Here is a 12,035-nt window from a genome sequence, read left to right as displayed (position 1 = left end):
AACATGATCGACACCGAACACTACGGTCCGTGGGCCGTGATCGCAGGCGGCTCCGAGGGTGTTGGCGCGAGTTTCGCCGAGGAACTGGGCCGCGCCGGGATCAACCTCGTGCTGATCGCCCGTAAGCCCGGGCCGCTCGAGGAGACCGCGGCCACGGTCCGCGCCCACGGCGTCCTGGTGCGCACTCTCGCGCTCGATCTCCTCGATGCGGACGCCCTCGACCGGATCCGCACGGCCACCGACGACGTCGAGGTCGGGTTGCTGATCTTCAACGCCGGAGCCAACAGTTACGGACACGAGTTCGTCAGCGGAGACCTCGCCGGCTTCCAGCGTGTCATCGACCTGAACATCACCTCTCAGCTGCACCTTTCGCAGCATTTCGGCACGAGGATGAAGAACCGTGGCCGAGGCGGCATCGTGCTGGTCGGTTCGCTGGCCGGGTACCTGGGTTCGGAGGACCAGAGCATCTACGCCGCGTCCAAGGCGTTCGGCCGGATCTTCGCGGAAAGCCTCTGGCTCGAACTCGCGCCGTTCGGCGTCCACGTGGTCGAACTGGTCCTGGGCGTCACCCGCACGCCGGCGATGGTCCGGGCGGGCCTGAACTTCGACCTTCCCGGAATGAAGGTCGCCGAACCCGAAGACGTTGCCCGTGAGGGGCTCGCACACATCGCCGACGGGCCGGTCTGGGTGGCGGGCGGCAACTACGACGCGGCCCGGAAGCGCAGTGGTTTCCCCCGCGACGCACTCGTGCGCGGGGCAGCCGAGGGAATGCGGAAGTTGCTGGGCCGCCGGTAACCGCCGACGTCAGAGGGTGGTGACGAGTCCGCCGTCGATCACGAAGTCGGACCCCGTCACATTGCCCGCCCGGTCGCTCGCGAGGAACACGACGAGATCCGCCACCTCGTCCGGGCGGGTGAACCGGCCCGTGACCGCCTGCTTCGCGGCACGCTCCGCCACTGCGTCCGGGTCGCCGCCCGCGGCGCGCGCAACCGTGGCGGCGACCCCGTCGTCGCCGAGCCACAGAGCGGTCGACACCGGGCCGGGACTCACGGTGTTCACCCGAATACCCAACGGTCCCAACTCTTTCGACAAAGCCTTCGAGAAGTTGGTGAGCGCGGCCTTGGACGCACAGTAGTCGATGACGGTGGGGTCGGGCAGGAAACTGTTGACCGAACTGGTCGTCACGATGGAACCTCGGCCCGCCGCGATCATCGTGGGCAGGGCGGCGCGGATCGTTCGCACCGCCGACATCAGGTTGAGATTCATCGTCGTGATCCAGTCTTCGTCGGTCACGTCGAGGAAACCGGTCAGTCTCGGGTGGGCAGCGCCGACGTTGTTGACGACGACGCCGAGACTGCCCCGGGCAGTGGCGGCGGCGACGAGTTCGGACGGGCCGGTGGGGGTCGACAGGTCGACGCTCACCACCTCCACCATTCCGCTGCGGACGAGTTCTTCCAGTTCGGGGCTGGGTGAACGCGCCCCCGCCACCACGAACGCGCCTTCCGCGGCGAGCGCCCGGGTGATGGCGAGCCCGATACCCTTGCTGGCTCCGGTGACCACGGCGACGGTGCCGCGCAACGCGAGATCCACGGGGTTCCTCCTGACGACGGCGGAGCGTGCATACACGAGCGGAACGTCCCCCTCCGATCACGCTAGCCGAAATGATGCCGACCGCGCTGTAGGCGAGTAATCTCAGCGACGAAGGGCCAGGCCACGGCGTTGCTCTCGTACGACGGCGTCTCTCCTACTACGGTGCCTCACGTCTACACCTGGCGCGCAGGCCCCTTCACCCCTGACCACTGTGTTCTTTCCTGACTCGGGAGACGAGTGATGCGACTTCTTCGACTTCGAACAGCCGTTGCCGCATGCGCGATCGCGGCTGCCGGAACGCTCACCGTGGGGGCCGGACCGGCCCTCGCCCAGGATCTGCCGACGGTGGTGCTGGTCCACGGTGCGTTCGCCGACACGACCAGCTGGGATGCGGTGACCGCGGAACTGCGCGGCCGCGGATATGAAGTCGTGGTCCCGGACAACCCGTTGCGCGGACCGGCGTACGACTCCGCCGCCATCGAGAAGGTGCTCGCGGACATCCCGGGACCGGTGGTCCTCGTCGGTCACTCGTACGGAGGCGCGGTCATCACCAATGTGCACTCGCCGAACGTCGAGGCCCTCGTCTACGTGGCGGCATTCGCCCCGGCGCAGGGCGAGCCGGTCATGCTGAACCTCGACCCGATCCGGTTCCCCGGCAGCCAGCTGCTCCCGCCGGTGCTGCAGGTGAAGGTGGTCGAGAACGATCCCACCGGAATCGCCGGGAGAAACCTCGACGGCTACATCGATCCCGGCCGCTTCCACGACGTGTTCGCACAGGACGTCCCGGACGCCACGGTCGCAGGCATGATCGCGCACCAGAAGTCGGCGGCGCTCGTCGCGAACCTCGAACCGACCGCCGATCCGTCGTGGGCGTCGACACCGAGCTGGGCCCTGGTCGCTCAGAACGATCGTGTGATTCCGGCGGCGGCGGAGCGGTTCATGGCCACGCGCGCGGGAGCCCGGATCACGGAAATCCCGGCGTCGCACGCCGTCCTGGTGTCCCAGCCCGGCGCGGTCGCGGACCTCGTGGTGCAGGCAGACCAGGGAACTCCGTAGCGGACCGCCGTGAACGCGCCCGGACAACCGGCACCGAACAGCAGGAACCTCGCCCACCGTGTCCAGAGGATGGTCGGGCGTGATCCACACGAGGAGCACCGTGCGGCAACGCCGTTGGAGCTGCTGTTCGACCTGACGTTCGTCGTCGCGTTCGGTGTCGCGGGCGATCAGTTCGCGCACCTCGTCGCCGAAGGACACGTCGCCGCCGGGCTGGCGGGATTCGCGTTCGCGATGTTCTCCATCATCTGGGCGTGGATCAACTTCTCCTGGTTCGCGTCGGCCTACGACACCGACGACTGGATCTACCGGGTCACCACCATGATCCAGATGATCGGCGTCGTCATCCTGGCGCTCGGTATGCCTCCGATGTTCGCGTCCATCGACCGTGGAGTCGAACTCGACAATTCCGTGATGGTGTCCGGCTACATCGTCATGCGGGTCGCCATGGTGTTCCAATGGCTGCGCGCCGCCAAACACGACCCCGAGCACCGTTCCGCGTCACTGACGTACGCCACGACGCTCGTCATCGCGCAGATCGGCTGGGTCGCCTTGGTGATCGCTCCCCTCACCGTCGAATACGCGTTCGGCCTCGGCGCGATACTCATACTCGTCGAGCTGACCAGCCCCGTCATCGCCGAACGGTACAAGGGCGGAACGCCCTGGCACGCACACCACATCGTCGAGCGTCACGGCCTGCTCGTCATCATCACACTCGGCGAGGGTGTGATCGGCACCGTGGCATCACTGTCCGCCGTGGTCGAACACCAGGGCTGGACATTGGACGCGGTACTCGTCGCGGTGGCGGGCATCGGACTCACGTTCGGACTGTGGTGGGTGTACTACACCCTGCCGTCGGCCGAGGTGCTCGAGGTGTACCGCAGCCGGTCGTTCGTCTGGGGTTACAGCCACATCGCGCTCTTCGCGTCGCTGGCCGCGGTGGGGGCCGGACTACACGTGGCGGCGTATTACATCGAACACGCCTCCCATATCGGCGGGACGGCGACGGTGCTCTCCGTCGCCGCGCCCGTCGCGATCTTCCTTCTGGGCGTCTACGCGCTGTACACGTATCTGCTGCGGGTGCCCGATCCATTCCACGTCCTGCTCCTCGTCCTGACCGCGGCCACGATCGCGCTCGCACTGGTGCTGGCGGCGCAAGGCGTGTCGATGGCGTGGTGTCTGATCGTGGTGATGCTGGCACCGGTCGTCACGGTCGTCGGATACGAATTGCTCGGGCACGCGCACGAGGCCCGTGCGCTCGAGGTCGTCCTCGGGCGCACCGACACCGGTGCCGGCGAGGAGACCTAGGACCAGGGAGTCACCGGCCGAGGGCGGGCCACACCGTCGACGACCAGATCGAGCCGCTCGTCGAAGAAGGCCACGAGCCCCCGAACTTCCGACGCGTCAACGAGGGGCTCGTCGTATCGCCACGCGATGTCGTGAAGCACTCCGCCGGCGGTGACCGCGGACCGGTAGGCGGCCTCGCCCTTGTAGGCGCAGTACGACGTCGTCGCACTCGGTTGCAGTTCCGCGACGACGTCGCCGGCCGGCAGGTAGTAGCGGACCGGCAGCAGTGTTTCGAACAGCATTTTCGCCCGCCGGGTGTCGGCGAGGAGGGTGTCGCCCAGCATCACCCGGATGTGCCGGGACGTGCGGCGAACGTCGATGCGCTGGAACGGGTCGTGCGGATGTCCGACGATCTCGTCGTCCTCCTCGAGCCAGCGGTCGAAGCCGTCGAAATCGAGCACCACGTACCCGGTCAGGTCCTGGTCTCCGGGCCGGAACCCCCGGGCGTACCCGGCGCCGGTGCGGATCGCAACGGGCTCCCCTTCCGTGCTGTGCACCGAGAACGGCACCCGCGGATCGAGCACCGGCATCGTCGTCACGTCCGGCAGGGCGAAGCCGACGTCGCCGGTCTCCCCCGCCGGCACCGAACCCGTTGGCTCCGGCGACAACTCCGCGTCGATGTCCTCCGCCGGCACCGCGTACGCGGGAACGACGCGCCGCGGCTCCCAGACCAGGATCGCACGGTCACTGTCGACCACCGTGGTCCCGTTCAGCACCGCACGAATCCGCTTCGCCGTCGGCTCGTAGCGAAGCTCGCGCAGCTGACGTCCGATGCTGTCGCGCAGTCGTAGGCCCATAGTTCGAGACTAGCCGTGTCATCGGGTCAGGCCGAGGGAAGCGATGAGGTCCTCGTGGAACTCGAACCAGACGCGGTGGCAGGAGTCGCGGTCGGTTGCGGTGATCCAGGCCGGCTCGGTGCCCGCCCGCTCGACGGCGCCGGCGAACCGCTGGTGATACCCGGCGAACCGGTCCATGCCGGCGACCAGGCGCGCCTCGAGTTCGGCGAGGGCGTCCGCCGCGGTCCCCAGCCGGGAGATCGTCTCGCCGATGGTCACGGTCGCCTCGCCGAGGCCGATCTCGGCCAACTGCCAGGCGGTGCAACTGTCCGCCACGGCGACGTTGTGCGGCAGGAAGTCCCGGTGGACCCGCACCACCACGGCGCGGGTTCCGCATCGGTCGAGCTCGGCGGCGAGCAGTCGCTCGCCGTGGACCTTCCCGGCTTCGGTCAGGGACCATCTGCTGTCCCCGGCGAAGGCGATGTGGGTGACCCATCCACGCGCCTCGGCGTCGAGCAGGTGCTCGGCGGCCAGTCCTGCAGGCAGGGCGAACCGGGCGGCGATGCGGTCGGTCTCCGCGTAGCCCAGGATCCGCACGGCGTGCAGCACCAGGATGTCCGTCGGTGTGCGGTGCGACATCAGTTCCGCCCACCGATCCCGGTGGCGGTGCCGACGTGCCCGCGGGTGCCGTCGACGCGGACCAGCCGGCCCTCGGCCAGTGCGGTCATGGCCCCCGGCGCCGCCAGGACCGCCGGGATGCCGAACTCGCGGGCCACGATCGCGGCGTGCGCCAGCATCCCGCCCGTCTCGGTGACCACCGCGCACGCGCGAGCCAGGAGCGGGGTCCACGCCGGCGAGGTCGTACGGCAGACCAGCACGTCGTCCGGACGGAAGCGGGCGAAGTCGTCCAGGCTGCCGATGATCCGCGCAGGCCCGACGGCGGTGCCCGGGCTGGCTGCGATGCCTGTCAGCAGCACCTCGCCCGGCGTTGCTCGCACTGGCGGTGCGGTGGTGGGAGCGGTCGTGATCGGGCGAGCCTGCAGGACCCAGGTTTCGTCTCCGGCGATCGCCCACTCGATGTCCTGCGGTTGCCCGAACAGATTCTCGATGTCACGTCCCAGAGCAGCGAGGGCGCAGGCCCGGGCAGTGGACAGCAGTTGCCCGCCCCGGTGCCTCGCTGTCTGCACGTGTACACCGTCGACCAGGTACGACTCCGGAGTGACGGTCCCGGCCGCGACTGCGTCGCCCAGGCCCCTCGCCGCCTCGATCACCACCTGCTCGGCCCCGGTGACCGGGTGCCGGGTGAACATGACTCCGGCCGTCTCGGGTTGCACCATCACCTGCACGATCACCCCGGCCGTCGCGGGGGCGTCCCGATGTGTGCGATTCGCATACGCGACGGCCTCGGGCGAGGAGCCGGAGGAGGCGCTGCGATGCACCGCCTCGATCACCTCGGCGGCGGTGGTGACCCCGAGCGTCGTCGCCAGCTGTCCGGCGAACGACGACTCCAGGCCGTCCTCCGCGAGAGCGGACGAGCGCACCGCGACCGGACCCGGACCGAGACGGCGCAGTCCGGCCTCGATCTCCCGCTCCCACCCGGGATCGCCGAGCGGATCGGGGATCACGAATCCTGCGGGCACCCGGAATCCGGCACGTAGCAGCAGGCCGAGGTTGCGGGCCTTGCCACCGCAACGCTCGGACGCGTCCGGCAGCGGGACGAGCGGCACCGCTCAGGCCTCCGCGTCACGGTCGCCGGCCCGAGCACGAACCCGGTTCAGCCGCTGCCGGACAGCCTGCGCCGAACCCTCGATGGTCACCCGACCACCCCACACAATCAACACTCTGTTGTCAACACGCTGATGACGGCCGGTGGTCAGGGTGAGGTCCCGGCATCCTCAGCGAGCAAGGATCCCGGCGACGAAATCCTGCGCGTCCTTCTGCGACACCCCGATCGTTCCGCGATGGTCCGCACCCTCGTACGTCCGATACGTGAGTTCGTTTCCGTTGTCCTGCAACGTCTTCACCATCAGGTCCGTCGACGGTTTGCTCACCACCAGGTCGCCGGAGCTCTGCGCGACCAGCGTCGGCACCTGCACGTGGACTCGCGACGGCTCCTGGCGGGCCAGGTAGTCCGTCAGCGGTCTCAGGTCGGCGTCGGGACGGAACACTTGACCGGCGGGCACGGGTGGCACCTTCCGGATGTCGTCGATGCACCCGGTCCGCGCCGCCGTCACCAGCGGTTGCGCCTGCTCCGTCAGCAACGCCGACGGGTCGATCGCGGGGTCGGCCGCCTGGGCTCCGAGGAGGATCAGCGGGAGGAACGCCTCGGCCGCTTCGATACCCGGAACACCCGAGCGGAAGTACTGCGGCGTCTGGTCGAGCCCGTTGCCCGGGGCGATCGCCACGGCACCACCGAGATGCAGTTCCGGGGCGCGCTCCCCGCCCTGCGCCGCGGTGAACAACGCCGCCTGCCCGCCCTGGCTGTGGCCGATCACGAACCACGTCGGGCCGACAGCCGGATCCATCGCGCCGGCGGCGCGGACGATGTCCACGACGGCGTTCGTCTCCGTGTCACCGTTGATGTACGGATGGATACCCGGCGTGCCCAGACCCTGGTAGTCCGTGCTCACCACCGCGTATCCCTTGGCGACCCAATCGTCGAGGGACGCGTTCACCCCGGATAGATAGCCGTGGGCAGGGCCGCCCACGAAATCCGTGGACGGGGCGCAGGCGTCCGCGACTCCGGTCGTGCCGTGCGCCCAGCTGATCACGGGATACCCACCCTCGGGTGCCGGCGTGCGGGGAATCGACACGGTCCCCGACACCACCACGGGGTCGCCGTTGCCGTCCTGCGACGCGTAGGTGATGATCTCGTTCCGTCCGGCGCTCGGCAGTGCGGGACCGTCCGCGACGGCGCGGGACGAGAGAAGCTGGCCCGGCCGGAGCGCCGCCGGGTCGGCCGCCGTCTCGGATGTCGCAGTGGAACAGGCGGTTCCACCGAGAATGACGAGCGCGGCCACCGCTCCGATCCCGGCGCGCGACGACATCACGAGAACGCCGCCAGCGGCTCGGAACCCGACCAGTCGTGACCCCAGTAGCTGTCCGCCGTGATCTCCTCGGCGGTGTAGTGCGTCTCGTCGACGAGCATCCCCTCGGTGCCGAACTCGAGGTCCCAGCCGCCGGGGGCACGCACGTAGAACGACACCATGCGGTCGTTGGTGTGGCGGCCGAGGGTCGACGAGATGGAGAAGCCGAGCTTGCCGAGCCGGTCGAGCGCCTGGCCGACGGCGTCGAGCGTGTCGACCTCCGTCATCAGATGCACCATCCCGGGTTCGCCGCTGTGCGGCGCAGGGCACAACGCGAGGCTGTGATGGCGCTCGTTGACGCCCATGAACCGCACCCGGCGGGCCGGTCCCGGGGCGTCGGCCGGCCCGAGCCGGATCGCCCCGCGGGGCAGGAAACCCAGCACCTCGGTGTAGAACGTGTAGGCCTCTTCGAATGCCGGCGTCGGGAGGACCACGTGCCCCAGACCCTGTGCGCCGGTGACGAACCGCCCGCCGTGTGGGGTGACGACCGGACTGTGGTCGAGCACGGGCCCGAAGAACACCTCCACCCGTGTGCCGGACGGATCGTCGAACGCGATCACCTGCTCGGCGTCGCGGTAGCGCGATTCCTCCTCGGACAGGACGTCGACCGTGACACCCGACTTCTCCACCTGCTCACGCACCCGCTGGAGAGCGAACTGGTCGCGCACCTCCCACCCCACCGCGAGTGCCGTGTCCGTGTCACCGGGGAGGACGATCAGCCGCGACCGCCGCTCGTCGACGCGCAGGTACAGGCCGTCGGGCTCGGGGCCGGAACCCTCGGCCATGCCCAGCCCGTCCACCACTAGCTCACGCCAGCGGGGCACGTCCTTCGTCTGGATCCTGAGGTAGCCGAGTCCTCGAATGTCGGTCATGTGAAAGTCCTTTCCTGAAGGCGGCTCCGCCGCCCGTGCGTGGTTGACGAGTCTCTGGACTCGCTAACCACGCACGGGCGCGGAGCGCCTAGATCATGGAGCGGTGGATGCCCTGGGGTTCGCCGCCGAGCTGGGTCAGGGCCGAGGAGTGGAAGATCGATCCGGGCACGTGGATCGCATGCGAGAGGCCGGCGTGGGCATCGCGCCAGAACCGCTGCATGGGTGTCTTCAGTTGCAGCGCACCACCACCGGAGCGGGCGAAGATCTCGTCCACGGCGCGGACCGCCCGCCAGGCGGCGGCCGTCTGCGTGCGGCGGCCGATGGAGCGGAGTTCGAACGAGACGTCCTGGCCCTTCTCGGTCATGTCCCAGAACCGGTCGACCGTCTCGAGGATCGCCGCGCGCGACGCCGCGATTTCCGCCGCCGCCTCGCCGATCGCGAACAGCACGTACGGGTCCTCCTTGATCGCGGTACCCGACACGGTGACACGTTCACGCTGCGCATTCAGGTGGCAGGCCAGCGCGCCCTCGGCGATGCCGATCAACGACGACGTGATGCCGAGCGGGAAGATGCACGAGAACGGGAAGTTGTAGAGCGTCTGGGTGCGGCCGAACTCCTTCGGCGCGGAGCCGTCGAACACCTTGTCGGCCTGCAGCGTCCGGTGCAGCGGGATGAACGCGTCCTTCACGATCAGGTCCTTGGACCCGGTGCCGCGCAACCCGACGACGTTCCAGCTGTCCTGGTCGATGTCGTAGTCCGCGCGCGGGAGCAGCACGTGCAGGATCTTCGGCGGCATCACCCGGTTGCCGTCCCGGTCGCCGACCGCGGCGCCGATCATGATCCACCCGCAGTGGTCGGTGCCCGAGGAGAACGACCACCGTCCGTTGAGAACGTAGCCGCCGTCGGTGGGCACGGCCACACCCATCGGGGCATACGGCGAGGCCATCCACATGTCGGAATCCTCGCCCCACACCTCGTCCTGCGCTTTGCGGTCGAAGAACGCCAGTTCCCACGGGTGGACGCCGACGATGCCGCTCACCCAGCCCGCGGCCCCGTCGATGGCGCCGATGCCCATCGCGGTCTCCGCGAACTCACGCGGATGCGATTCGTAGCCGCCGTACTCCTTGGGCTGCAGCATCCGCATCACGCCGGAGTCGCGCAACCGTTTCGCGGAGGTGTCGGACAGGCGCATCAGCTTGTCGCCCTCGGCACCTTCCGCGCGGATCTCGTCCGCGTACTGTTCGATCCGGTCAAGAACCTGGCCCATGATGATCTCGGCTTTCTGGTGTCGGTGCCCGGCGAAACGCCTAGGCGGACTTCTTCTCGGCGACTGCGGAACTCGCGGACTTCCGGTCTGCGAGACCGAGGGCGATCTCGATCAGCTGGTCCTCCTGACCGCCGACGAGCTTGCGTCGACCGGCCTCGATGAGGATCTCCGCACCGGACACCCCGTACCGGCGGGCGTGCGAATCGGCATGCTTGAGGAAGCTGGAGTAGACACCCGCGTAGCCCATAGTCAGCGACAGCCGGTCGAGCAGGCAGTCGCCGTCCATGATCGGCCGGACGACGTCCTCTGCGGCGTCGATGATCTTCAGAGTGTCGATGCCGGTGCGGATTCCGAGCTTCTCGGTCACGGCGGCGAATGCCTCGACCGGGGTGTTGCCCGCGCCCGCACCGAAACGCCGGGTCGAGCCGTCGATCTGCAGGGCGCCGGCCTCGACGGCGAGCACCGAGTTGGCGACACCGAGCCCGAGATTCTCGTGCCCGTGGAAGCCGACCTGCGCGTCGTCACCGAGTTCGGCGACCAGGGCGGACACGCGGTCGCTGACGGCGTTCAGGATCAGCGCCCCGGCCGAGTCCACCACGTACACGCACTGGCAGCCGGCGTCGGCCATGATCCGGGCCTGTGCGGCCAGTACCTCCGGCGGCTGGCTGTGCGACATCATCAGGAAGCCGACCGTCTCCAGCCCGAGTTCGCGAGCGAGACTGAAATGCTGCACGGAGATGTCGGCCTCGGTGCAGTGCGTGGCGATGCGGCAGATGCTCGCGCCGTTGTCCGCGGCCTCACGGATGTCGGACTGGACACCCAGTCCGGGGAGCATGAGGAACGCGATCCTGGCCTGTTCCGCCGTCTCCACAGCGGCCTTGATCAGCTCCTGCTCCGGGGTGTGGCTGAAGCCGTAGTTGAACGAGGATCCGCCGAGTCCGTCGCCGTGGGTGACCTCGATGACCGGGACCCCGGCGGCGTCGAGCGCCCCGACGATCGAGCGGACGTGTTCGACGGTGAACTGGTGTCGCTTGGCGTGGGAGCCGTCGCGCAGGGACGAGTCCGTCACCCGGATGTCGAGATCAGCACTGTAAGGCATCGGTATTCCTTCGAAGAGTGAATGGGGCGGACGCGCTCAGACGCTTGCGCCGAGGATCTGCGTCGCGAAGCTCTCGCCGACCTTGGTGGCGGCGGCGGTCATGATGTCGAGGTTGCCGGAATAGGGCGGCAGGAAGTCGCCCGCTCCCTCCACCTCGAGGAAGATGCCGACCCGGGCGAGGCCACCGCTGATCGGCGTCGGGTCGTCGAACTGCGGTTCGGCGCGCAGACGGTAGCCGGGGACGTACGCCTGCACGGATGCCGCGACGTCGTGGATGGACGCGGTGATCGCGTCCCGGTCGGCGTCGGCGGGAATGGAGCAGAACACGGTGTCCTTCATGAACATCGGCGGTTCGGCGGGGTTCAGGATGATGATCGCCTTGCCCTTCTTCGCCCCGCCGATCGTCTCGATGCCCCGGCTCGTGGTGATCGTGAATTCGTCGATGTTCGCGCGGGTGCCCGGGCCTGCGGACGGCGACGCGACGCTGGCGACGATCTCGGCGTACGCCACCTCGGTGATCCGGGAGACGGCGTGCACCATCGGGATGGTCGCCTGGCCGCCGCACGTGATGAGGTTGACGTTCGGCGCGGTCCGGTGCTCGCCCATGTTCACGGCGGGCACCACGGCGGGTCCGAGCGCGGCGGGGGTGAGGTCGACGGCCTGGATGCCGAGTTCCCGGTAACGGGGTGCGTTCACCCGGTGCACGTAGGCGGACGTGGCCTCGAAGACGATGTCGGGGCGCTCGTCCTGGGCGAGCAGCCAGTCGACGCCCTCGGCGCTGGCGGTCACACCCCGGTCCGCGGCGCGTTTCAGTCCCTCGCTGTCCGGGTCGACGCCGATCATCCAGCGGGGCTCGATGATCTCCGAGCGGAGGAGCTTGTACAGGAGGTCGGTGCCGATGTTGCCGGATCCGACGATCGCGGCGAGAGCCTTGGTCACAGTTGT

The 12,035-nt window shown here is 68.9% G+C and carries 12 protein-coding genes; 3 read left to right on the top strand and 9 right to left on the bottom strand.

Translation table 11 applies throughout. From position 1 onward, the window contains the following. Positions 1-3: 3 nt before the first annotated feature. Positions 4-795 (top strand): SDR family NAD(P)-dependent oxidoreductase, encoded by a 792-nt coding sequence (locus tag DTA22_RS07490; RefSeq protein ID WP_112299060.1) that lies wholly within the window; start codon positions 4-6, stop codon positions 793-795. A gap of 9 nt (positions 796-804) precedes the next feature. On the opposite strand, the gene DTA22_RS07485 is transcribed toward DTA22_RS07490, so the two are convergent. Continuing rightward, positions 805-1,590 carry an SDR family NAD(P)-dependent oxidoreductase gene (locus DTA22_RS07485; protein ID WP_112299059.1) on the bottom strand — a complete coding sequence of 262 codons (786 nt, stop codon included), beginning with the start codon at positions 1,588-1,590 and terminating at the stop codon, positions 805-807. Positions 1,591-1,830: 240 nt separating this feature from the next. Here DTA22_RS07485 and DTA22_RS07480 point away from each other — a divergent pair, with 240 nt between their 5' ends. Together DTA22_RS07480 and DTA22_RS07475 are read left to right on the top strand one after the other, a co-directional pair. After that, the gene (locus DTA22_RS07480; RefSeq protein ID WP_112299058.1) at positions 1,831-2,646 is read left to right on the top strand and encodes an alpha/beta hydrolase; all 816 of its coding nucleotides are present in this window, start codon (positions 1,831-1,833) and stop codon (positions 2,644-2,646) included. Between the two features lie 69 nt (positions 2,647-2,715). Further along, positions 2,716-3,951 carry a low temperature requirement protein A gene (locus DTA22_RS07475; RefSeq protein WP_112299057.1) on the top strand — a complete coding sequence of 412 codons (1,236 nt, stop codon included), beginning with the start codon at positions 2,716-2,718 and terminating at the stop codon, positions 3,949-3,951. Here DTA22_RS07475 and DTA22_RS07470 read toward each other — a convergent pair. From DTA22_RS07470 to DTA22_RS07435, 8 genes are all read right to left on the bottom strand, one after another. Then, entirely contained in the window at positions 3,948-4,787 is an 840-nt protein-coding gene (locus DTA22_RS07470) for a DUF427 domain-containing protein (protein WP_112299056.1), read from the bottom strand. The two genes, DTA22_RS07475 and DTA22_RS07470, sit on opposite strands and share 4 nt — an antisense overlap. 18 nt (positions 4,788-4,805) lie before the next feature. After that, positions 4,806-5,405 (bottom strand): hypothetical protein, encoded by a 600-nt coding sequence (locus DTA22_RS07465; RefSeq protein WP_112299055.1) that lies wholly within the window; start codon positions 5,403-5,405, stop codon positions 4,806-4,808. Further along, positions 5,405-6,493 (bottom strand): PEP/pyruvate-binding domain-containing protein, encoded by a 1,089-nt coding sequence (locus DTA22_RS07460; protein ID WP_037244135.1) that lies wholly within the window; start codon positions 6,491-6,493, stop codon positions 5,405-5,407. Before DTA22_RS07460 ends, DTA22_RS07465 begins: the two co-directional genes overlap by 1 nt. A gap of 168 nt (positions 6,494-6,661) precedes the next feature. Continuing rightward, complete coding sequence (locus tag DTA22_RS07455; RefSeq protein ID WP_037244293.1) at positions 6,662-7,813, bottom strand: alpha/beta hydrolase family protein; 1,152 nt, start codon at positions 7,811-7,813, stop codon at positions 6,662-6,664. Then, a complete protein-coding gene (gene bphC / locus DTA22_RS07450; protein ID WP_112299053.1) occupies positions 7,813-8,724 on the bottom strand; it encodes a biphenyl-2,3-diol 1,2-dioxygenase in 912 nt (303 codons plus the stop codon). Before bphC ends, DTA22_RS07455 begins: the two co-directional genes overlap by 1 nt. Before the next feature lie 88 nt (positions 8,725-8,812). After that, positions 8,813-9,991 (bottom strand): acyl-CoA dehydrogenase family protein, encoded by a 1,179-nt coding sequence (locus tag DTA22_RS07445; protein ID WP_112299052.1) that lies wholly within the window; start codon positions 9,989-9,991, stop codon positions 8,813-8,815. 40 nt (positions 9,992-10,031) lie between these two features. Further along, complete coding sequence (dmpG, locus tag DTA22_RS07440) at positions 10,032-11,090, bottom strand: 4-hydroxy-2-oxovalerate aldolase (protein WP_112299051.1); 1,059 nt, start codon at positions 11,088-11,090, stop codon at positions 10,032-10,034. Between the two features lie 36 nt (positions 11,091-11,126). Then, a complete protein-coding gene (locus DTA22_RS07435; protein ID WP_112299050.1) occupies positions 11,127-12,029 on the bottom strand; it encodes an acetaldehyde dehydrogenase (acetylating) in 903 nt (300 codons plus the stop codon). Positions 12,030-12,035: the final 6 nt, after the last annotated feature.

The organism is Rhodococcus wratislaviensis (assembly GCF_900455735.1).
GTDB lineage: Bacteria > Actinomycetota > Actinomycetes > Mycobacteriales > Mycobacteriaceae > Rhodococcus_F > Rhodococcus_F wratislaviensis.
The sequence above is the reverse complement of the archived record's forward strand: the minus strand, read 5'-3'. Positions and strand labels throughout refer to the sequence as shown.